Here is a 22,112-nt window from a genome sequence, read left to right as displayed (position 1 = left end):
GGGTACTGCTGCTTTCACGTCAATCCAGCCGCAGGTTCTGGCGCGCAACCACGCCCTTGTAGACCTCGAACTCGGCGCGGATCTGCTCGGCGAACTGCTCGGGCGTGTTGCCCACGACCAGCGAGCCGGTGTCCTCGATGCGCTTGCGCACGGCCGGATCGGCCAGCGCCTGCTTCGCCGCGTTGTGGACCTTTTCCACGACGTCCTTGGGCAGGTTCTTCGGGCCGACGATGCCGTAGTAGGCCATGCGGTTGACCGGTTCCAGCCCGACTTCCTTGAAGGTCGGCACGTTGGGCAGAATCGACAAGCGCTGCGGCGCCGCCACCACGATCGGCACGAGCTTGCCTTCCTTCACGAAGGGCAGCGCCGAGGGCATGTTGTCGAACATGATGGGCACCTGCCCCGCCACCGTGTCGTTGAGCGCCGGGCCCGCGCCGCGGTAGGGAATGTGCGTGATGAACACGCCGGTGAGGCTCTTGAACAGTTCGGTCTGCAAGTGGCCGATGCCGCCAGTACCGGAGCTCGAATAGCTGTAGCGGCCCGGGCTCTTCTTCAGCAGCGCCACGAAGTCGGCGTAGTTCTTGGCCGGGAAGCTCGGGTGCACCGCGATGAGGTTGGGCGTGGCCGCGAGGTTGATGATGGGCGTGAAGTCCGTGAGCGGGTTGTAGCCCGTGCGCGGGTTGACGGCCGGGTTGGCCGCCGTGGTCGAGACGGTGGCGATGCCCAGCGTGTAGCCGTCGGGCGCGGCACGGGCCAGCTCCTGCGCGCCCACGACGCCGCCGCCGCCGGCCTTGTTCTCCACCACCACGGTCTGGCCCAGCGCCGCGCCGAGCTTGTCGGACACGGTGCGCGCCACGATGTCGGTGGTGCCACCGGGTGCGAACGGAACCACCAGCCGCACGGGTTTCGCGGGGTAGCCCTGCGCCATCAGCAGCGGGCTCGTGGCGGCCAGACCCAGCAGCGCCGCAAGCATCCGCAAACGTTGTCTTTTCATCCGCTTGTCTCCATCCAGGGGCCGGACCGTCCGGCGCCTGGGCCATTGTGGCCGATGGTTACAGGTCGCGGCCAACCGGATGCACCGTCCCGCATCGCGGGCGGCGTTCCATCCCCGCGGCGGGCGCAGCAAAGGCGCGCTGGCACACTTTCGCGATGAACGAGGCCCTGTTGCTGCTGCCCGACTTCCTGCTCATTGCAGCGGGCTTCCTGATCTGTCGCTACACGGCGCTCAACCGCCCGGTGTGGGAGGCCATGGAGCGGCTGGTGTACTACCTGCTGTTCCCGGTGCTGCTGTTCAACGCCATCGTGCGCAACCCACTGCAGCCCGGCGCGATGCTGACGCTGGTGTTCAGCGGCCTGGCGGTGGTGGGCTGCGGCATCGTGCTGGCCTACTCGCTGGGCCTGCTGCGCGGGGTGAACCGCGTGGCCCACGCCTCGGGCGCGCAGACGGCCTTTCGCTTCAACTCCTACATTGGCCTGGCGCTGGCCGAGCGGCTGGGCGGCGCGCCGGCGGTGGCCGCCATCGCGCTGGTGATCGCCTTCTGCGTGCCGCTGTGCAACATCGCCGCGGTATGGCCGCTGGCGCGCCACGGCGGGCAGCATTTCGGGCGCGAGCTGATGCGCAACCCGCTGATCCTCAGCACCGTGGCCGGGCTGCTGGGCAACCTGATCGGCCTGACCTTCCCCGAGCCGGTGGCCGTGAGCCTGCAACGCGTGGGCACCGCCGCATTGCCGCTGGGCCTGATGGCGGTGGGCGCCGGGCTGCAGCTGGGCGCGCTGCGCGAGGCGCCAAGGCTGGCGACGGCCTTCCTGTCCATCCGCCACGCGGTGCTGCCGCTGGTGGCGCTGGTGCTGGTGCAGGTGCTGGGGCTGCCGCCGGTGCAGCAGCTGGTGGTGGTGGCCTTCGCCGCGCTGCCCACCGCCTCCACCTGCTACGTGCTGGCCGCGCGGCTGGGCGGGCACCCGGGCTTCGTGGCCGGGCTGGTGACGCTCTCGACACTGCTGGGCATGGTCAGCGTGCCGGTGGCGTTGTGGTCGCTGGCGCGGTTGCAGGGGTAAGTTGAATCGTCATTCCCGCGCGGGCGGGAACCCAGGCGGTCCCGCGTCAGAGCGCAGCAAAACTGCGGCGAACCGGTTCAGAAGTCACCAGCATGCCGACCAATGCACCTGCGGCTGCCTTGGGGGCCGCCTGGGTCCCCGCCTGCGCGGGGATGACGAAGCAGTTGGCGCAGCGTTTCGGGCTGTGGCGCCCCGACTCAACCCCTGGCCAGCGCGTTCGCCGTGATTTCAGTGCCTGCCTGCGCCAGCGCCCAGTCGATGTGCTCCCGCACCAGCTCGCCCGCTGCCTCGCGTCGTGCCGTCAGCGCCTGCCGCACCGCCGCCTCGTCTGCGTCGCTCAAGCCCGCGCGCAGCGCGTTGCCCAGCGCCACCGCCAGGTTGCGCTGCCAACGCTCGTGGCCGATGCGCCGGATCGGGCTGCCCTCGGTGCGGGAGAGGAACTCCGCCTCGCTCCAGCCCCAGAGCCGCAGCAGCGTGGGCGCCTCGAAATGCGGCCGCAGCTCGAAGTCCGGCAGCGGCGAGCGCTGCGCGAACTTGTTCCACGGGCACGCGAGCTGGCAGTCGTCGCAGCCGTAGATGCGGTTGCCCATCAGCGGACGCAGCTCGAGTGGAAGCGGCCCGTCGTGCTCGATGGTCAGGTAGGAGATGCAGCGCCGCGCGTCCAGCCGGTACGGCGCCACGATGGCCCGCGTCGGGCAGATGTCCAGGCAGGCCGAGCAGCCGCCGCAGTGCGCCTGCGCGGGCTCGCTGTGCGGCAGCGCCAAGTCCACGTAGATCTCGCCCAGAAAGAAGGTCGAGCCCGCATCGCGCGAAAGCGTGAGCGTGTGGCGCCCGCGCCAGCCCAGGCCGGCACGGGTGGCGAGCTCCACCTCCAGCACCGGGGCCGAGTCCGTGAACACGCGGTGGCCGAAGGGACCGACGGCCGCGGCGAGCCGGTCGGCGAGCTTTTGCAGCCTCGCGCGCAGCACCTTGTGGTAGTCGCGCCCGCGGGCGTACATCGATACGCCGGCCTGGAGCGGCTGCCCCAGCCGCTCGAACTCGATGCGCTGCCAACCATCCGGCGTGCCGCGCGGCAGGTAGTCCATGCGCGCGGCGATGACGCTGACGGTGCCGGGCACCAGCTCCGCGGGCCGTGCGCGCTTCATGCCGTGCGTGGCCATGTAGTGCATGGAGCCGTGGAATCCGGCCTCCAACCAGGCGCGCAGGCCCGGCTCGGCCGCGCTCAGGTCCACGCCGCTGATACCGATCTGGGAAAATCCCAGCTCGCGCGCCCAGCCGCGCAGTGGCTCCAGCAATGCGAGCGCCTCATGACCCTTCAATCCCATCCCCAGATTCTAGGTAGCCGCAGTTTCCACTGGCCGACGGAGGCCGATGCCGCGGCCTGCGCGGCGCGGCTGGCCGCGTCGCCGTCGCTGCGCAACGCCTTCATCGAACTGCACGGCCCGTTGGGTGCGGGCAAGACCACCTTCGTGCGACACCTGCTGCGCGCGCTGGGCGTCACCGGCCGCATCAAGAGTCCCAGCTATGCCGTGCTGGAGCCGCACGAGGCGGACGGCCTGGCCATCTCGCACTTCGACTTCTACCGCTTCGAAGACCCGCGCGAGTGGGAGGACGCCGGCTTTCGCGACGTGTTCGCCGCGCCGGGGCTCAAAATCGCCGAATGGCCCGACAAGGCGGCGGGTGTATTGCCCCCGGCGGACCTGGTGCTGACGTTGCACATCCGCGACGACGACTCGCGCGAACTGCGCGCCCGGGCGCACAGTGCACGCGGACTGCAACTGCTGGAGGTGCTGGCATGAGCCGCTCGCCGCGCTGTTTTCCCCATCCCTGCTTCGAGCGCCGCGGCCTGTTGAAACGCGGCGGCGCGCTGGCGCTGCTGCTGGGCGCGGGCGATCTGGCCTGGGGCGCGGGCATCGTGGCCGTGCGCGTGTGGCCCGCGGAGGAGTACACGCGCGTGACCATTGAGAGCGATCAGGCCCTGACGGCGCGGCATCAGCTCATGGAGTCGCCCGACCGGCTGGTGATCGACATCGACAACCTGGAGCTCAGCCCCGCGCTGCGCGAGCTGGTGGGCAAGGTGCGCGCGGACGATCCCTTCATCGAAGGCGTGCGCGTGGGCCAGAACCAGCCGCGCACCGTGCGGCTGGTGGTGGACCTCAAGCAGGCCACCGCGCCGCAGATGTTCCGCCTGACGCCCGTGGCGGCGTACCAGCACCGGCTGGTGTTCGACCTCTACCCTACCCAAGCGCCGGACCCGCTGCTGGCACTGCTGCGCGAGAAGACGCAGGCCGAGCAGCAGGCCGCGCGCTCGGTGCAGGACGCGCTGGGCGAGTTCATCGAGCGCATGGACCGTCCGGGGCTTCCCACGCCGCCGCCGGTGGCCGCCGCCCCGAAGCCGGCGTTGCCGCCCCCGCCGCCGCCGATGACCCCCGCCCCACCTCCGCCGCCCACGGCCGAGCAGCTCCGGAAGATCGACCGGCTGATCGTGGTCGCGCTGGACCCGGGCCATGGCGGCGAGGACCCGGGCGCCATCGGCCCCAGCGGGCTGAAGGAAAAGGACGTGGTGCTGGCCGTGGCGCTGCAGCTGCGCGACCGGCTCAACGCCGTGCCCGGCATGCGCGCCATGCTCACGCGCGACGGCGACTTCTTCGTGCCGCTGAACGAGCGCGTGAACAAGGCGCGGCGCGTGCAGGCGGACTTGTTCGTCTCCATCCACGCCGATGCGTTCATGAACCCCGAGGCGCGCGGCGCCAGCGTGTTCGCGCTCAGCGACAAGGGCGCCTCCAGCGCCGCGGCACGCTGGATGGCGAAGCGCGAGAACGCCTCGGACCTGGTCGGCGGCGCCAACCTCAAGAACGGCGACGCGCACGTGATGCGCGCGCTGCTGGACATGAGCACCACGGCGCAGATCAAGGACAGCCTCAAGCTCGGCGGCGAGGTGCTGGGCCAGATCGGCAAGGTGGGCAAGCTGCACAAGCGCAACGTCGAGCAGGCGGGCTTCGCGGTGCTCAAGGCGCCCGACATCCCGAGCATCCTGGTGGAGACGGCCTTCATCTCCAACCCGGAGGAGGAGCGCAAGCTCGCCAGCCCCGAGTACCGCGGCGAGCTGGTGAAGGCGGTGGCCACGGGCATCCGGCGCTATTTCGCCAAGAATCCGCCGCTGGCGCGGAACCGGACGCTGTAAGCGCCCCTCGCGCTCGCGCCCCGCCCAACGGAAAAGCGGCCCCTCGGGCCGCTTGCCGTTTCAATCGCTGGGGAATTTCACGCCGCCTCGGCCCGGCGCGCCTTCCACGCGCCCAGCACCGCGATGGCCGCAGGCACGAGGACCAGGGCGTAGATGATCAAGTTCAGGTTGGCCTGGACCCAGGGGATGTTGCCGAACAGGTAGCCGGCCAGCGTCAGCGACAGCACCCACAGCAAGGCGCCGGAGACGTTGAAGAAGGAGAACTTGCCCCGCGTCATGGCCGCCACGCCGGCCACGAAGGGCACGAAGGTGCGGATGAACGGCATGAAGCGCGCCAGCACGATCGTGATGCCGCCGTGCTTCTCGTAGAAGGCATGCGCCTGGTCGAAGGCGCGCTTGTTGAAGAAGCGCGAGCTTTCCCAGCGGAACACCTGCGGCCCCAGCCAGCGCCCGATGCTGTAGTTCACCTGGTCGCCCAGCACCGCCGCCACGATCAGCAGCGCCATGGCCAGCGGCAGGCTCATCAGGTCCAGCCCGCACAGCGCGCCCACCACGAACAGCAGCGAATCGCCGGGCAGGAAGGGCATCACCACCACGCCGGTCTCGACGAAGACGATGAGGAACAGCAGCGCGTACACCCACGCGCCATAGGCCTGCACGAACGCCATCAGGTGCGCATCGACGTGCAGGATGAAATCAACGAGCTGGGCGAGCATTTCCATGGAGCCCATTATCCGGAAGCCCTGTGGCGGCCTTCCTACAATCCCGTTGATGAATGCCCCCCTCACGGCCGCGCCGCGCCGACCCATCCGTGAACTGCCCGATGCGCTGGTGAGCCAGATCGCCGCGGGCGAGGTGGTGGAGCGCCCGGCCTCGGTGGTGCGAGAGCTGGTGGACAACGCGCTGGACGCCGGCGCCACGCAGGTCACGGTGCGCCTTACCGGCGGCGGCATGCGCGCCATCCTGGTCGAGGACGACGGCAGCGGCATCCCTTCCACGCAGCTGGCCCTGGCCGTCAAGCGCCACGCCACCAGCAAGATCGCCTCGCTCTCGGAGCTGGAGCACGTACGCAGCATGGGCTTCCGGGGCGAGGCGCTGGCGGCCATCGCCTCGGTGGCGGAACTGTGCATCGCCAGCCGCGCCGCGGAAGCCGCGCACGCGCACCGGCTCGATGCCCGCACCGGCGAGCTCACGCCCGCGGCGCGCGGCGTGGGCACCACCGTCGAGGTGCGCGAGCTGTTCTTCAACACCCCGGCGCGGCGCAAGTTCCTCAAGAGCGAGAGCACCGAGTTCGCGCACGCGCTGGACGCCGTGCGCCGTCACGCGCTGGCGCGCCCGGACGTGAGCTTCAGCGTGTGGCACGACGGCAAGCTCGCGGCGCAGTGGCGCGCCGCCGGCGCCGGGCTGCTGCCCGAGGACAACGCGCTGACGCAGCGCATGCGCGAGGTGCTGGGCATCGACTTCATCGCCGCCAGCCGCGCGGTGCAGGCCGCTGCCGGGCCGCTGCGCATCGAGGGCCGCGCCGGCAACCCCGAGGCCGCGCGCAGCCGCGCCGACGTGCAGTACCTCTACGTCAACGGCCGCTTCGTGCGCGACCGCCTCGTTGCCCACGCCGTGCGCTCGGCCTACGAGGACCAGCTCCACAGCAGCCGCCAGCCCGCCTACGTACTGTTCCTGGACATCGCGCCGGAGCTGGTGGACGTGAACGTGCACCCGACCAAGATCGAGGTGCGCTTCCGCGACAGCCGCGCCGTGCACCAGGCGGTGCGCCAGGCGCTGGTGCAGGCGCTGGCGCTCACGCGCGCGGCGCAGGAGGCGCCGCAGGACGCACCCTGGCCGGCATCCGCGGCGCCCTCTTCCCCGGTCGTGCAGCGGGTGGAACTGCCCACGCCGCCGCTGCGCCACCAGGCCGGCCTGGCCCTGGCCGACACGCCCGCCGCGCGGCGCTGGGACGACGGTCCGTGGCGCACCCCGTCCGGCAGCGGCGGGCTCGCTGCCTGGGGCGCGCTGCGCGGCGAGACGGTGGCGCCCACCCGGGCGCCGGTGACCGGCGGTGCGATGGCCGCTGGCCTGCCCGCCGCGGCGGGCCGCGCCGAAGCCTCCTTGACACCGCGTGGCGAGTCCGCCACCGCGGCCGGCCCGGTGGTTGCGAGCACCGCCGTCGCGCCGGAACCCTTGCGCGAGCCGCCGCTCGCCGCTGCGAGCACTGCCGAGTCGCCGGCCTGGCCGCTGGGCCGGGCGCTGGCGCAGGTGGGTGGCGTGTACGTGCTGGCGGAGAACGCCCAGGGACTGGTGATCGTGGACATGCACGCCGCGCACGAGCGCATCGTGTACGAGCGATTGAAACGCTCGCAGGCGGCGCAGGGGAGGCTGCCCTCGCAGCCGTTGCTGATTCCCGAGGCCATGGCCGCCACGCCCACCGAGCTGGCCACGGCCGAGGTCGAGCGCGAGACGCTGCTGGAGTTGGGCCTGGACGTGGCGCCACTGTCGGCCACCTCGCTGTCGCTGCGCAGCCGCCCGGCGGCGCTGCCGGACGCCGACCTGCCCGAGCTGGTGCGCTCGGTGCTGGCGGAGCTGGCGCAGGTGGGGTCGAGCCGCGTGGTGCAGCGCGCCCGCGACGAGATGCTGGCCACCATGGCCTGCCACGGCGCGGTGCGCGCCCACCGGCGCCTCACGCTGGAGGAGATGAACGCCCTGCTGCGCGAGATGGAAGCCACCGAGCGCGCCGACCAGTGCAACCACGGCCGGCCCACTTGGCGCCAGGTGACGATGAAGGAGCTGGACGCGTTGTTCCTGCGCGGGCGCTAGACGCGGCCCACCGGCATCAGGGCATTGGCTGCCCGGCCTCGGTGCCGAGCTTGAACACCCACGCGTTCTGGTTGATGTCGTTGATCAACGCGAACACGTTGTGCTTGGGGATGTAGGCCCAGCGTCCGTGCGTACCCTGGGCGGGCGCCGCGGCCGTGGGACCGTCGTTGGCAGCCACCTGGGTCCACTCCAGCGTGTCCATGTCCAGCGCCCACACCTCGCTGCCGCCGTGCCAGGCCACGATGCGGTCGGCCACCGGGTCGTAGGCCACGCCCGGCGACTGCTTGCCGGTGACCAGTCCGGGAGGATTGATGGTGCTCACGGTACTCATCGTGTTGGTGGCCAGGTCGATGATCTGCACCCCGTTGCCCAGCATCACCAGCTTGCGGCGCTTGGTGTCCAGCGCGGCCGAGAGGTGGTAGTCCACGGGCATGTTGGCGTTGAGCACCGTGAAGGTGTCGGTTTCGGGCGAATAGGCTTGGAACTTGGCCATGTCCTTGATGAAGACCTTGCGGGTCAGCTCGTCGTACACCGCCATCACGCCATACCCGTACTGGACGGGCGCGGTTTCGCGCTTCATGAGCCACTGGCCGTCGTTGAAATCGCGCAGCCAGACGCCGCCGGAGGGCCGGGTGCCGTCCAGGCAGTAGGACACGTTGCCGGCAATGGCGAAGAAGCTGTCCAGGGACGGGATGTAGGTCAGGCTGCCGCCGGTCGCGCGCGAGCGCGGCGTACCGTCCGGCAGCGCGGTGGCGCAGTTCGTGTCCTGGCCGGCAACCGTGAACGGGCTGGGTTCGACGATGCGGCGAATCGACAGGGAGTCAAGCTCCAGGGCGTACATCTCGTTGCCCCAGTAATTGCCGTTACCGCCGCCCCAGACCAGCAGCCGGCTGCGCAGGGTGTCCGCCGTGGCGCCGTTGGTGCCCCAGACCACCGCAGCCGGCCAGCCCCTGGGGGCCGGTACCGGGAGCACGGAGGCGATCTTGGTCTCGGGCAGCTCTAACCAGTGGCCGGGCTTCAAGTCGAAAAGCGCCGTCGGCGGCAAGGTGCGGCTCGGCGGCAGGGTCAAACTCTTCGAGCGCGGGTACACGCTCCACACCGGGGTGTCGTTGAACTTGGTGAACGTCACCTTGTAGTCGGGCGAGGACTGCACGCGCTCCCACGCGGCCTCCGCGCCCTCGGCCCCCTCGTCCACCGCGTACGCCAGCGCTGGCATCAGGTTGCCCCAGTAACCGGTGGGATCGGCGCGATAGCCGCTGTCCAGAATGTGGCCCGGCTCACCGTTGGTCGGCAGGTTCATGGCGCGCGCCACCTCGCCCCAGTTCGCGTACCAGGGCCCCGTGCCGTTGACCCAGTCGCTCTTGAGGCTGGGCGCGAAAGGAACGGTGTACTGCCCGGCGTAGGGGTAGGCGAACTGGTCGGGGCCGCTGCCACCCAGGCGGCCCACGATGGCGCGGAATTTCCAGGCCAGGAAGCTGTCGAGCTTGGGCTGCAGCGTCTCGTCGTGCAGCTTGAGGCCCTTCATGAAGGCGAACGACCCGGTGAAGAAATCGTCCATCCAGTTCGCACCGATCAAGGGATCGGTGTTCGTGTAGCCGTTGCCATACGGCTGCACCAGGCCTAGCGGATTGTTGGGCTTGGCGACATAGCGGCCGTGGTAGTAGTCAATGTTGGCGTTGATGCTGGCCTTGAATTCGCCGCTGAGCGGGTCGTCGTCGGGCGTGGCGATCGCAGCCTGTGACAGCGAGCGCAAAGCCCAGGCGGCGCCACGGGGCGTCAGCGCGCCCGAGCTGGACTCCAGGACGCCTCCGCTGCCCTGGCGCACGGTGTCGGACTGCTTGAGGTAGTTGAGCGTGGCGACGAACTGGGTTTCTTCCCGGAAGTAGTGCCAGCCGCTGATCAGGTACGCCAGGTAGCCCATCGAGGGATGGTGCGAGGTGGTGAAGCTCGGGGGCGTGGCACCGGAGACGCTTGGCGTGTACTGGTTCTTGGACGACGTGCCGATGCCGGACACGCCGGAACCGTAGCTCATCACCAGGTGCGGATACTTGGAGAAGGCCAGTGGGCGCTGCGTCGTCTCGTCGCGGTAATGCAGGCCGTAACGGCCGGCCGCGTAGCCGTTGATGATCGTGCTGCGCCAGGCGCGCGGATCGCCCTGGGAGGTCAGGTAAGCCACGTCCCACATGGGCAGCAGCCCAATGGAGCCGTCGTAACCCACATGCCCCATCCCGTCCGGGAAGCCGCCCTGCATCAGCGGCGTGTACTCGCCCACCAACTGCGCGAGCAACGGGCTGCTGGCCACCGTCTGGCCGCTGTACCTGGGAACCAGGCGACTGTCCATGAAGTAAGTGGTGTCATGCCGCGGCGTGACCACCGGGTCGGCGCCCAGCCAGTGCGTGAGCGTGGTGCCGCTGGCCAGCACGGCGCGCTGGTGGTTGAGCAGCGTCAGCGGCTGCGAGAAACGCATCTGGTTGCCCAGCGTGAACGTGGCGGACGCGCTCTTCTCGGTGGCGCCGGGCACGTTGAGGTAGCCGTTTTCGATCCAGGGCAGTACCTCCACCTGCCCGCCCTTGTAGGCGCGCACTTCGAGCCAGGCCACCAAGTGCGCATCGCTGCCGATGGGCTTGCGGAAAGTCCAGGCGCTCATCTGTGGCCCGCTCACGACGGTACGCGCCGGGGTGTCCCAGTCGCCGGCCGACCAACCCACGGTGCCAAAGGCGCCGAAGTCCACGCGCGCGGTAATGCCGGTCGCTCTGAGGTTTTCCGTGGTGAGGGGTGCGGCCGCCTGCGACGGCGCAGCCACGCTCAGCCCGATGCTGCGCCAACTGCCCGGCTGCAGATCGGCCCGGCCGGAGACGATGGCGAACTTGGCGCTGCCGTCAGGCCAGCGGTTCGTGATGACGGCCTGGAGCTCGGGTACGCCTTCGGCCGTCAGCGTCAGGCCCGCGGGCACGTCACCCTGGCGCAGCGGTTGCCCCACCGTGAAGGGAAGCAAGGAGCCACCGACAGCACTGGAGAGCTGCAGTTGGAACAGCGGCACGGCAGCATCGACGGCCAGTGCGCGTTCCGTGCTGCCGTCATCGGTACGGGAAGAATCGCCGCTACTGCCGCCGCCACCACAAGCGGACAGCAGCATGGCGCTGAATAGGCAGGACACCAGTCCAGCCCAGGGAACCGGAAGACGGGGCTTCATGAAACGCTCCTGGGTTATCGCATCGTGTCGTGGTAATCACGAATCGACACGCAGAGGACAAAAGGGCCAGATACTCAGGTTAATTAAAGTAATTTTTGTCTCTTCAGGTTTATTTAATGTTTTTAGGGGATATATACGTAACTATTTTCTTGACATATAGCCATTTTTTAGTCGCATCACCCACGTCACGCTATCGAGGCGAAAGCGGATGCCTTGCGGCGCAGCCCGAAGCTCGCATGCACCGTGCAGTCCAGGAAGCGCCCGGGATGCGTGGGCGCGGTCCTTGCCCGGATTTCCGGTTCTTCAACGACGGGAGTCCACACCATGGCGCACGCCTTCGCGAACACGCTCACGGAGTTCTCCACGCCCTCGGGGCGCACGGGGCGGCTCTACTCACTGCCGAAGCTGACCGAGCGCTGGCCCGCGGTGCAGCGGCTGCCCGTGTCGCTGCGCATCGTGCTGGAGAGCGTGCTGCGCAACTGCGACGGCAAGAAGATCACCGAGAACCACGTGGAGCAGTTGGCCCGCTGGCAGCCGGTGGCGCAGCGCGAGGAGGAGATTCCCTTCGTCGTTGCGCGCGTGGTGCTGCAGGACTTCACCGGCGTGCCGCTGCTGGCCGACCTGGCCGCCATGCGCAACGTGGCCGCCGACATGGGCCGCAATCCCAAGCTGATCGAGCCGCTGGTGCCCGTGGACCTGGTGGTGGACCACTCGGTGATGGTCGACCACTACGGCACGCCCGCCGCGCTGGACCTCAACATGAAGCTCGAATTCGAGCGCAACCGCGAGCGCTACGAGTTCATGAAGTGGGGCATGCAGGCCTTCGAAACCTTCCGGGTGGTGCCGCCGGGCTTCGGTATCGTGCATCAGGTGAACCTGGAGTACCTGGCGCGTGGACTGCACCGCGACGCCGACGGCGTGAGCTACCCCGACACGCTCGTGGGCACCGACAGCCACACCACCATGATCAACGGCCTGGGCGTGGTGGCCTGGGGTGTGGGCGGCATCGAGGCCGAGGCCGCGATGCTGGGACAGCCGGTGTACCTGCTCACGCCGGACGTGGTGGGCTTCGAGCTCACCGGCGCGTTGCGCGAGGGCGTGACGGCGACGGACCTGGTGCTCACGGTCACGGAAATCCTGCGCAAGCACCGCGTGGTGGGCAAGTTCGTGGAGTTCTTCGGCGAGGGTACGCGCTCGCTGGCCCTGCCCGACCGCGCCACCATCGGCAACATGGCGCCGGAGTACGGCGCCACCATGGGTTTCTTCCCGGTGGACGAGCGCACGGTGGAGTACCTGCGCGGCACCGGGCGTCCCGAGGCCGACATCGAGCTGTTCGAGGCCTACTGGAAGGCGCAGGGGCTGTTCGGCGTCTCGCGCGCGGGCGAGATCGACTACTCGCAGGTGGTGTCGCTGGACCTCTCCACCGTGCAGCCCAGCGTGGCCGGCCCCAAGCGCCCGCAGGACCGCATCGAGCTGGGCCGGCTCTCCAGCACCTTCACCGAGCTGTTCAGCAAGCCGGTGCCGCAGAACGGCTTCAACCAGCCGCCGGAGAAGCTGCGACAGGTCTTCACCACCAGCAACGGGCTGGAGATCCGCAATGGCGACGTGCTCATCGCCGCCATCACCTCCTGCACCAACACCTCCAACCCCGGCGTGCTGCTGGCCGCGGGGCTGCTGGCGAAGAAGGCGGTGGAAGCCGGGCTGAGCGTGCGGCCGCACATCAAGACTTCGCTGGCGCCCGGCTCGCGCGTGGTGACGGAGTACCTGACCCGCGCCGGGCTGCTGCCCTACCTGGAGAAGCTGGGCTTCGCGGTGGCGGCCTACGGCTGCACCACCTGCATCGGCAACGCCGGGGACCTGACGGCCGAGCTCAACGAAGTCATCTGGCGCAACGACCTCGTCTGTGCCGCCGTGCTCTCGGGCAACCGCAACTTCGAGGCGCGCATCCACCCCAACCTCAAGGCGAACTTCCTGGCCTCGCCGCCGCTGGTGGTGGCCTACGCCATTGCCGGCACCGTGCTCAAGGACCTGATGACCGAACCGGTGGGCACGGGCCATGGCGGCAAGCCGGTGTACCTGGGCGACATCTGGCCCAGCAGCGACGAGGTGCACGCGCTGATGAGGTACGCCATGGACCCGGAGGCCTTCAAGGCCAACTACGCCAAGGTGGAAAGCGCCCCCGGCCCGCTGTGGCAGGCGATCAAGGGCGTGAGCGGGCAGGTGTACGACTGGCCCGCCAGCACCTACATCGCGCGCCCGCCCTTCTTCGAGGGCTTCACGATGCAGCCGCAGACGCTGGTGAGCGGCGTGAAGGGAGCGCGGATCATGGCGCTGTTCGGCGACTCCATCACCACCGACCACATCTCGCCGGCCGGCTCGATCAAGGAGGCCTCGCCGGCCGGGCAGTGGCTGATCGAGCGCCACGTGTTGAAACCCGACTTCAACAGCTACGGCTCACGCCGCGGCAACCACGAGGTGATGATGCGCGGCACCTTCGCCAACGTGCGCATCAAGAACCTGATGCTGCCGCCCAAGCCGGACGGCTCCATCGAGGAAGGCGGCCTGACGCTGTTCCAGCTCGACGGCCCGGAGCAGGGCGAAAAACTCTTCATCTACGACGCGGCCATGAAGTACCAGGCCGCGGGCGTGCCGACGGTGATCTTCGCCGGCGAGGAGTACGGCACCGGTTCCAGCCGCGACTGGGCGGCCAAGGGCACGCAGCTGCTGGGCATCAAGGCCGTGGTGGCGCGCAGCTTCGAGCGCATCCACCGCAGCAACCTGATCGGCATGGGCGTGCTGCCGCTGCAGTTCCGCGGCGAGGATTCCTGGCAGTCGCTAGGGCTGTGCGGCGACGAGGTGATCGACATCGAGCTGCCGCCGGGCGAGCCCCGGCCGCTGAGCGAGGCGACGCTGGTGATCCACCGCGGCGACTCGTCCACCCAGCGCGTGACGCTGACGCTGCGCATCGACACGCCCATCGAGGTGGACTACTACAAGCACGGCGGGATCTTGCCGTTCGTGCTCAGGCAGTTGCTGGCCGTGACTCAGTAGGTCGGCGCTTTCTCCCTGCCGTCGCGCACAGGCCGCCCCATCAGGCGGCTTTTTTTTTGGTGCTGTGGCGTGCGCCGTCACTGCAGCGCAGACGCGGCCACCGTAGGGGGCGATCGGCTTATTGAATGAAAACGCGCAATACACACGCGTTTGATCCAGGGCAACCACACCGGGCCAGACACATCCGGTAACCCAAGATGTACATTAACACGGGTTCCACGGGAAAAGTCCTGTTGCGCAAGAGCAGGGCTCTGCCATGGAAAGGCCGCCTGAAGTGGATGGATGGCAATGGATTGCGCTAGGCCGCTGAGCGGGTGCCCGTGGTGCCAGACCGATGAGCCCGTGCAGTTTGTTGTTGACGGCACAGCGGCGTTCATCGACGTCTTCGATGTTGGAGGGTTGCTTCGGTGAAGCCAAATGAGACACGTGCAAGGTCGGTATCCCCGGGAGAGGTCATCATTTCCGAGGGATATGTCGGCCTGCCCGCCATGTACGTCATCAAGGACGGACAGGTGGAAATCTCGGTCAAGCGCAATGACGAAAGGATTGTGCTGTCCACGCTGGGCAAGGGGCAGTTTTTTGGCGAGGGCGTGCTGCTGAGCGAAGGCCCGCGCAATTTCACCGCCAAGGCCCTGACCTACTGCGAACTGCAACTCATCGAGGCCAACGTGCTGAGGTCGGCGGTGGACAAGCTGCCGGCGCTGCTGCGCCACATGCTGCGCTCGTTGATCCAGAGCAATGGGCAGAAGGACGAGACGCTGGTGCAGCACGAGAACATCCAGACGCAACCGGAGTTCCTGACTTACGCCCACGTGCTGGCCCTGATGGCGGCCGCGAGCGGGCGGCGCCTGGGCGAAGAGTCCGCAATGTTGCCCGTGGCCGACGTGGTGAAGAAGTGCCGTGACGTCACCGGCCATGCCCGACGCCATGTGGCCGCCACCCTCAGGCACATGGCGATGCTCAACCTGATCGCCTTCGACAGGCAGCCAGAAGGCGTGAATCCGACCATCGACAGCATCCTGGGCAACGGGCTGAACCTGCGCTTCAATCCTCGGGAGATCGGGCAGCGCGCCCAGGAGTTGGCCCGGCATAACGTCGAAGGACAGCTACGCCGGGAGCAGGAAATCATCGAGCTGGACGACCTGGCCGCACTCACCGGCGTGGACCGCAGCCTGCTGCTGCGCAAGCTGGCGCATGGCGAGCTGGCCGATGCGCTTTTCAGCTTCCGCCGCAGCGAGGTGCTGCGCTTCGTGGCCGAGAAAGGCAAGGACTACTTTGCCAAGCGCCCTCGCAACGCCCAACTCCAGTCGCTGGCGGACTTGATGATGGTGGACCAGCGCATCCTGTTCGACGCGCTCAACCCCATCGACGAATTCGATCTGGCCAAGCTGCTCCAGGGAACCGACGACGCCCCCCTGCGCGACAAGCTGCTGTCCTGCGTCGGCAAGGCCAAGCGCCAGGAGATCGAGGCCCTGCTGGCCCACGGAGTCGCCAGCGATCCCGAGGAGGCACAGCACATCGAGGAACAGCTGCTGGAGGCCGTGCGCCTGCTGCGCCAGCCCGCGGCGCGCCAGATGCTTGGCGCCGCAGTCCAGGACCAGGCGTCGGCTTGACGCACTCGCCTGGGCCGGCCCAGTTTTGACCATTTGGAAAAATCGGATCTTTGAGCGATGGATTTCTTGACCTTGGCCGGGGCCGTGCTGGCCCTGGCCGCCATCGGGGCCGGATTTGCCTTGGACGGCGGCCAATTGGGCGTGCTGCTGCAAGCCCAAGCGTTGTTGATTGTGGTCGGCGGCACCTTGGGCGCTGTGATGATCCAGAACACCTGGGGCCGTTTCCTTGACGGCATCAAGCAATTGCGCTGGGCCTTTTCCACACCGAAGCCCGTGGACCGCGAGGACTTGACGCGGCTGCTCGAATGGGGCCGCAAGGCCAAGGTCGAGGGCATTCTGGGTCTGGAGAGTGTCAATACCGAGGGCTTGGGCGGATTCGCTGCCCGCGGCATGGAACTGCTGGCCAACGGCGTACCCAGCGTGGTGATCGACGATGCGCTGCGCCGCGAACTGGACGCCTATGAGCGCAACCAGATGGCTGCCGCCAAGATCTGGCACCAGGCCGGCGGTTATTCGCCGACCTTTGGCATCGTGGGCGCGGTGCTGGGTTTGATCCAGATCACCAGCCACATTTCCGAGCCCACCGAACTGGGCAAGGGCATTGCGGTGGCTTTCGTGGCCACGCTGTATGGCGTGGGTTTGGCCAACCTGGTCTATTTGCCGCTGTACGGCAAGATCAAGGCGCAAATCGACAACCAATTGCGCTACCGCAAGCTCTACCTGGACGGCATCATGGCGATTGCGCGCAAGGAAACGCCCAAGACCATCGAAACCCGCCTGGTGGCCGACATTCGGCAACGGGCCGATGAAGTGCTGAACTGATCCGGTTCTCCGATGGACGATTTGAAGAATCGACCGGCCCGGCCGGCCCCAACCGCCAGCCCGGCGCCGGCCGAAGCCCCTCATTGGTCCAGCGGCGCCGTCTTGAGCAGTTGGACGCCCAAACAATTGCATGCTGACGAGGAATCCGGCTCAGAGCGCTGGCTGATTTCCTATGCCGATTTCATCACGCTGCTGATGGTCCTTTTCATGATGCTGTACGCGCTGCAACTCGTGAAGAACAAGGACGTACCCCTGGCGAATTTGCGCAGCGAGGAAAAGACGCATGCCGCGTCCCCCGACACCCAGCCAAATCAGCCGCCGGCGCTGGATGACCGCTCCGCCGGGCTGGAAGCGCAGTTGAAATCCCTGCACGACCGAGGCGAAATCAAGCTGCTGAAGGCAGCCAGGGGCATGGAAATCGAGATCAATGCCCGCCTGCTGTTCAACTCCGGCGATGCACGGCTGCTGCCCGCGGCGCTGCCGGTGCTGAAGAATATCCTGGAGGCTTTGAATAAATTCCCCCGCAACCATATCCTGGTCGAGGGACACACCGACAGCCAGCCGATTTCGAACAGCCGCTTCGAATCCAACTGGGAACTGTCCAGTGCCCGCGCCGGCGCGGTGGTGCGCTATTTCGTGGACCACGGCATCGAACGTCACCGCCTGGCCGCCATGGGCCGTGCCGACAACGTGCCTGCGGCGCTGGGCACTACGCCGGAGGCGATGGCGGTGAACCGGCGAGTGACGGTCTTGGTGCAGTACTGAGGGTGGGCCAGGACGCAGCCGGCCGCGGAATGCCGGTGACCGCCGGCCAAATTCCGCTCACGAAATGAGCGCCGTAGTCATTCAACTCCGCCCAATCAACACCATCTGCGTACACCGAAACAACGCAATCGTCTTCCCGGTAGATTCTTCGCTCACCACCGCATCCCAGACCTGCGTCGTCTTTCCAAGATGCTGGGCGGTTGCGACGCAGGCAATACTCCCCTCCCGCACCGTCCCGAGGTGATTGCTTTTCAACTCGATGGTGGTGAAGGAAACAGCACCTTCTGGCAAATGCGCGATGGTGGCGTAGCCGCAGGTGGTGTCGGCCAGGGCGACGACACTGGCTGCATGCAGAAAATTGTTGGGCGCGAAGTGAAGCTGCTTCACCGGCATGCGGCTGCGCATGCTGCCTTGGCTGAGCTCCAGCATCTCGATGCCGAGGTAGCCAGGCAAATACTCCTGGCCGCGCTCGTTCAGCAGTTCGATGGAAACGTCGGTACGGAGCTTGGACATGGCAACCTCGGCTTGATTCGGTGGAGTGGCAGTTTCGGGCAACACGCCCGTTGGGACTTCGATGCCTCGGCCCGAACGGGCTTTTGGTGCTCCGGCAACTTTCAGCAGTTCACCTCAACGTCGCCCCCGCCAGCTTCACCCCGAAGCCGATGAAGGCCGCACCCACGCCACCCGTGCCCGCGGCCGAGAGCTTGCGATGGCGCCGGAACTGCGCCGCCAGCTTGGCGCCGGCGAATATCAAGACCGTGAGATAGATCGCGCTGCAGAGCTGAACGATCAGCCCCAGGATCAGGAACGACAGCGCCGGATGTTCGTAGCCCGGCGCCACGAACTGGATGAAGAAGGACACGAAGAACAGGATCGCCTTCGGGTTCATCAGGCTGATGACCAGCGCGGTGCGGAAAGGCCGGCTGCCCTTCTCCTCCGGAATATCGTTGCCCTCGTCCGTCTCCTTGCTGCACCAGCCCTGCCACCCCGCCTTGAGCAGCTTGAATCCCAGCCAGGCCAGGTAGGCCGCGCCGGCGTATTTCAGCGCGTAGAACAGCAGCGGGTTGCTGTGCAGCAGCCCGGCCACGCCCGTGGCCGAGAGGACCATGAGAATGGTGTCGCCCAGGAAAATGCCGCAGGCACCCCGGTAGCCCTGTGCCACGCCGCGGCGCGAGGCCACCGTCATCACGTAGACGGAATTGGGGCCGGGCAGCAGCACGATGAAGATCGTGCCCAGGATGAAGGTGCTCAGGTCGGTGATGCCGTAAGTCATCGCCGAATTTTGCCCCCAACGAAAAAGCCACCCGGTGGGCGGCTGCTTCATCTGGATCGATGCGCAGCGTGATGGTTCTCACGCCGCCGGCCAGATCGGCTCACCAGCTCGGCTCGCGCTCCGGCGTGGCGCCAATGCGGTGGATGGAAAGGTCGGCACCGTCGTACTCCTCCTCCTGCGACAGCCGCAGTCCCATCGCCATGCGCAGCGCGCCGTACACCAGCACACCGCTGCCAAAGGCCCACGCCACGCCGGCCAGCGTGCCCAGCAGTTGCGTCACGAAGCTCACGCCGCCCAGCCCGCCCAGCGCCGTCGAGCCGAAGATGCCCGCCGCAATGCCGCCCCAGGCCCCGCACAGCCCGTGCAGCGGCCACACGCCCAGCACGTCGTCCACCTTCCAGCGGTTCTGCGTCAGCGTGAACATGAGCACGAAGATCGCACCGCCCACGCCGCCCGCCACCAGCGCGCCAGCCGGGTGCATCAGGTCCGAGCCCGCACACACCGCCACCAGACCGGCCAGCGGCCCGTTGTAGGCAAAGCCCGGGTCGTTGCGCCCCATCAGCACCGCCACCAGCGTGCCGCCCACCATCGCCATCAGCGAGTTCACCGCCACCAGGCCGGACACCTTGTCGATGGTCTGCGCGCTCATCACGTTGAAGCCGAACCAGCCCACCGTCAGCACCCACGCGCCCAGCGCCAGGAAGGGAATGCTCGACGGCGGGTGCGCGCTCATCGCGCCGTCCTTCTTGTAGCGGTTGTTGCGCGGGCCCAGCCACAGCACCGCCGCCAGGCCGATCCAGCCACCCACGGCGTGCACCACCACGCTGCCGGCGAAATCATGGAACTCGGCGCCGCCGATGCTTTTCAGAAAATCCTGGAAACCGAACTTGTTGGCCCACACCGCGCCTTCGAACAGCGGGTAGAAAAAACCCACCAGCACCGCCGTGGCCAGCAATTGCGGATGAAACTTCGCCCGCTCCGCAATGCCGCCGGACACGATGGCCGGGATCGCCGCCGCGAAGGTCAGCAGGAAAAAGAACTTCACCAGCTCGTAGCCATTCTTCGCCGCCAGCGTCTCCGCGCCGCTGAAGAAATTCACGCCATAGGCCAGCGTATAACCCACGAAGAAATAAGCGATGGTGGACACCGCGAAATCCACCAGAATTTTTACCAGGGCATTGACCTGGTTCTTCTTGCGCACCGTGCCCAATTCCAGGAACGCAAAGCCCGCGTGCATCGCCAGCACCATGATGGCGCCCAACAAAATGAACAGGGCATCCGTGCCCTGCTTGACCTGATCCATTCGTCTCCCCCAACCAGCCCAAGGCCGTTGACCCTCGCACCACTCACAGGCGGCAATGCACCGTTAACGCAAGTTCAATGCCCGCTTTGGTGCAAACAATTAACGGCTTGATGCACCGTGGCGCGGCACGGGGTCATGGGGAGAACGGACTTGGTGCGTGCCGTGGTGCATATGCGCACCATCGCGGCGCGTATGCACCAGGGCGTGACGGAACCAGGGATTGCGAATCAGCCCAGGCGCTCCTGCCAGGCCGTCGGGTCGAAGCCGGTGGTCACGCGCCCATCCGGCCAGTCCACCACCGGGCGCTTGATCAGGCTGGGTTTCAACTGCAGCAGCGCCAGCGCACCCTCGGCGCCGTCGGCGGCGGCGCGCTGGGTGTCGTCGAGCTGGCGCCAGGTGGTACCGCGTCGGTTCACCAGGCCATCGACGCCGCCCAGCGCCTCGCTCCAGCGCCGCAGTTGCGCTTCTTCGGGCGGACTCTTCTTGAAATCGATGAATTCATGCGGCCGGCCCTGGCCGTTGAGCCAAGCGCGGGCGCGCTTGACCGTGTCGCAGTTGGGAATGCCATGCAGTCGAATCACAAAATTCCACCAAACCTTTCATTGCGTTCACAGCGGGGATCAGGGCCGTAGGCGGCATCCTTCACGGTGTCCCCCACCACCGACACCTGCCACCAAAGGCAGAACGGCCCGTCGAAGCGGTAGCTCCACACCTGCCCCGGCTGCCAGCCGCCGCCGCGGATCTGCGCCGGGCGGCCGATGCGCCGCAGCATCTCCTGCACCGGCATGCCGGGCGTGATGGCGTTGAACTCGCGCTCCTCCATCACCTGCTTCCAGCCCAGCACACGGCCCTCGCGGTCCAGGTCGATCATGTAGGTGTGCAACCCCGCAGGCCCGCGCGCGTACTCCAGCCGCGTGCCGCCATCGGGATTGGCATGGCGCCCTGTGGGCGCACCGCCCATGAGCTTCTCCACCTCGGCGGCGCTCATGCCGGGCTGGACCTTGGTGGGGGCGTAGGTGGCGCAGGCAGTGAGGAGCAGCGCGGCAGCCGCCATGCCAAGCGACGCTGTGATGCCAGTTCGCGATCGCCCCGGGGAAAACCCCGTCATGCCCGCGAAGGCGGGCATCCACGCCGACCGGGATGCTGCCCGGCGCTCATGGACACCCGCCTTCGCGGGTGTGACGGAGCTTCTTGAATCGTCATCAGGAAATGGGTTGAGAAGTTGGTTCATGGCTCCAGCCTCCATGCGGGCCCGCGCCCGCGCGCTCAGCGTCCCGGCCGCCAGCGCCGCAGCGTCAGCGCATTGGTGACGACGCTGACGCTGCTGAAGGCCATGGCGGCGCCCGCGATCACCGGGTCCAGCAATCCGAAGGCCGCCAGCGGCAGGCCCACCAGGTTGTAGACGAAGGCCCAGAACAGGTTCTGGCGGATCTTGGAGTAGGTGCGGCGCGAGATGTCCACCGCGTCGGCCACCAGCGCCGGATCGCCGCGCATGAGCGTGACGCCCGCGGCATGCATCGCCACGTCGGTGCCGGTGCCCATGGCGATGCCCACGTCCGCGGCGGCCAGCGCCGGCGCGTCGTTGATGCCGTCGCCCACCATGCCCACCCGCCCGCGCGAGCGCAGGCCCGCCACGATGGACGCCTTGTCCTGCGGCAGCACCTCGGCGCGCACGTCGTCCAGCCGCAACGCGCGGCCCACGGCGCCGGCGCTGCCGGCGTTGTCGCCGCTGACCAGCACGGTCCAGACGCCCATGGCGCGCAACCGCTCCACCGCCTTGGCCGCCGTGGGTTTCAAGGCGTCGCCAAAGGCCAGCAGGCCCAGCAGCCGCGCCCGCCCGTCGAGCACCTCGGCCAGCCACGACACCGTGCGCCCCTCGTCCTGCAGCTGCTGCTGCCGCGCCGCCAGCGGCGCCAGATCCACGCCCAGCTCCGACATCCAGCGCGCACTGCCCAGGCGCAGCTCGCGTCCGTCCACGCTCGCCTCCATGCCGCGCCCGGCCACGGCGCGCAGCCCGGCGGCCTCGGCCGGCCCGAGGCCCCGCT

18 protein-coding genes are annotated in these 22,112 nt (G+C 68.0%); 8 read left to right on the top strand and 10 right to left on the bottom strand.

Annotated elements, in window-relative coordinates:
- Positions 1 to 19 precede the first annotated feature (19 nt).
- Positions 20 to 973, bottom strand: a complete 954-nt coding sequence (locus Q0741_RS13200) for a tripartite tricarboxylate transporter substrate binding protein BugE (protein WP_298233709.1) — start codon at positions 971 to 973, stop codon at positions 20 to 22.
- A gap of 176 nt (positions 974 to 1,149) precedes the next feature.
- Here Q0741_RS13200 and Q0741_RS13195 point away from each other — a divergent pair, with 176 nt between their 5' ends.
- Positions 1,150 to 2,055, top strand: coding sequence for an AEC family transporter (locus Q0741_RS13195; protein WP_298233665.1), 906 nt, complete (start codon positions 1,150 to 1,152; stop codon positions 2,053 to 2,055).
- 197 nt (positions 2,056 to 2,252) lie between these two features.
- On the opposite strand, the gene queG is transcribed toward Q0741_RS13195, so the two are convergent.
- Positions 2,253 to 3,380, bottom strand: a complete 1,128-nt coding sequence (gene queG, locus Q0741_RS13190) for a tRNA epoxyqueuosine(34) reductase QueG (protein WP_298233664.1) — start codon at positions 3,378 to 3,380, stop codon at positions 2,253 to 2,255.
- Here queG and tsaE point away from each other — a divergent pair.
- Together tsaE and Q0741_RS13180 are read left to right on the top strand one after the other, a co-directional pair.
- Positions 3,363 to 3,854, top strand: a complete 492-nt coding sequence (tsaE, locus tag Q0741_RS13185) for a tRNA (adenosine(37)-N6)-threonylcarbamoyltransferase complex ATPase subunit type 1 TsaE (protein ID WP_298233663.1) — start codon at positions 3,363 to 3,365, stop codon at positions 3,852 to 3,854. The genes queG and tsaE overlap by 18 nt on opposite strands.
- Positions 3,851 to 5,239: an N-acetylmuramoyl-L-alanine amidase gene (locus tag Q0741_RS13180; protein ID WP_298233662.1), complete on the top strand. Its 1,389-nt coding sequence runs from the start codon at positions 3,851 to 3,853 to the stop codon at positions 5,237 to 5,239. Before tsaE ends, Q0741_RS13180 begins: the two co-directional genes overlap by 4 nt.
- A gap of 77 nt (positions 5,240 to 5,316) precedes the next feature.
- Here Q0741_RS13180 and Q0741_RS13175 read toward each other — a convergent pair whose 3' ends face one another.
- Positions 5,317 to 5,961: a DedA family protein gene (locus Q0741_RS13175; RefSeq protein WP_298233661.1), complete on the bottom strand. Its 645-nt coding sequence runs from the start codon at positions 5,959 to 5,961 to the stop codon at positions 5,317 to 5,319.
- A 49-nt stretch (positions 5,962 to 6,010) separates the two neighbouring features.
- On the opposite strand from Q0741_RS13175, the gene mutL reads away from it, so the two are divergent.
- Complete coding sequence (gene mutL, locus Q0741_RS13170; protein WP_298233660.1) at positions 6,011 to 8,047, top strand: DNA mismatch repair endonuclease MutL; 2,037 nt, start codon at positions 6,011 to 6,013, stop codon at positions 8,045 to 8,047.
- Positions 8,048 to 8,063: 16 nt separating this feature from the next.
- Here the strand turns inward: mutL and Q0741_RS13165 are convergent, their stop codons facing one another.
- Positions 8,064 to 11,240, bottom strand: a complete 3,177-nt coding sequence (locus Q0741_RS13165; RefSeq protein WP_298233659.1) for a hypothetical protein — start codon at positions 11,238 to 11,240, stop codon at positions 8,064 to 8,066.
- Between the two features lie 324 nt (positions 11,241 to 11,564).
- On the opposite strand from Q0741_RS13165, the gene acnA reads away from it, so the two are divergent.
- The 4 genes from acnA (at position 11,565) to Q0741_RS13145 (ending at position 17,491) form a co-directional block, all read left to right on the top strand.
- Entirely contained in the window at positions 11,565 to 14,291 is a 2,727-nt protein-coding gene (acnA, locus tag Q0741_RS13160; protein WP_298233658.1) for an aconitate hydratase AcnA, read from the top strand.
- Between the two features lie 407 nt (positions 14,292 to 14,698).
- Positions 14,699 to 15,904, top strand: a complete 1,206-nt coding sequence (locus tag Q0741_RS13155; protein ID WP_298233657.1) for a cyclic nucleotide-binding domain-containing protein — start codon at positions 14,699 to 14,701, stop codon at positions 15,902 to 15,904.
- Positions 15,905 to 15,961: 57 nt separating this feature from the next.
- Entirely contained in the window at positions 15,962 to 16,726 is a 765-nt protein-coding gene (locus Q0741_RS13150; RefSeq protein ID WP_298233656.1) for a flagellar motor protein, read from the top strand.
- Positions 16,727 to 16,738: 12 nt separating this feature from the next.
- Entirely contained in the window at positions 16,739 to 17,491 is a 753-nt protein-coding gene (locus tag Q0741_RS13145; protein WP_298233655.1) for an OmpA family protein, read from the top strand.
- Between the two features lie 81 nt (positions 17,492 to 17,572).
- Here the strand turns inward: Q0741_RS13145 and Q0741_RS13140 are convergent, their stop codons facing one another.
- From Q0741_RS13140 to Q0741_RS13115, 6 genes are all read right to left on the bottom strand, one after another.
- A complete protein-coding gene (locus tag Q0741_RS13140; RefSeq protein WP_298233654.1) occupies positions 17,573 to 18,004 on the bottom strand; it encodes a PaaI family thioesterase in 432 nt (143 codons plus the stop codon).
- A gap of 109 nt (positions 18,005 to 18,113) precedes the next feature.
- On the bottom strand, positions 18,114 to 18,764 hold the full coding sequence (gene leuE, locus Q0741_RS13135) for a leucine efflux protein LeuE (protein WP_298233653.1): 651 nt from the start codon (positions 18,762 to 18,764) through the stop codon (positions 18,114 to 18,116).
- 100 nt (positions 18,765 to 18,864) lie between these two features.
- Positions 18,865 to 20,067, bottom strand: a complete 1,203-nt coding sequence (locus Q0741_RS13130) for an ammonium transporter (protein ID WP_298233652.1) — start codon at positions 20,065 to 20,067, stop codon at positions 18,865 to 18,867.
- A 227-nt stretch (positions 20,068 to 20,294) separates the two neighbouring features.
- Complete coding sequence (locus Q0741_RS13125; protein WP_298233708.1) at positions 20,295 to 20,645, bottom strand: Spx/MgsR family RNA polymerase-binding regulatory protein; 351 nt, start codon at positions 20,643 to 20,645, stop codon at positions 20,295 to 20,297.
- The gene (locus Q0741_RS13120; RefSeq protein WP_298233651.1) at positions 20,645 to 21,121 is read right to left on the bottom strand and encodes a hypothetical protein; all 477 of its coding nucleotides are present in this window, start codon (positions 21,119 to 21,121) and stop codon (positions 20,645 to 20,647) included. The genes Q0741_RS13125 and Q0741_RS13120 overlap by 1 nt, the downstream gene beginning before the upstream one ends.
- 212 nt (positions 21,122 to 21,333) lie before the next feature.
- Positions 21,334 to 22,112, bottom strand: a 779-nt coding sequence (locus Q0741_RS13115; RefSeq protein WP_298233650.1) for an HAD-IC family P-type ATPase, incomplete at its 5' end; no start/stop codon positions are given.

The sequence above is a fragment of the uncultured Azohydromonas sp. genome, from assembly GCF_937926365.1.
GTDB lineage: Bacteria > Pseudomonadota > Gammaproteobacteria > Burkholderiales > Burkholderiaceae_C > Azohydromonas.
Note: the sequence above shows the minus strand (reverse complement) of the source record. Positions and strands in the feature narration are given on the sequence as shown.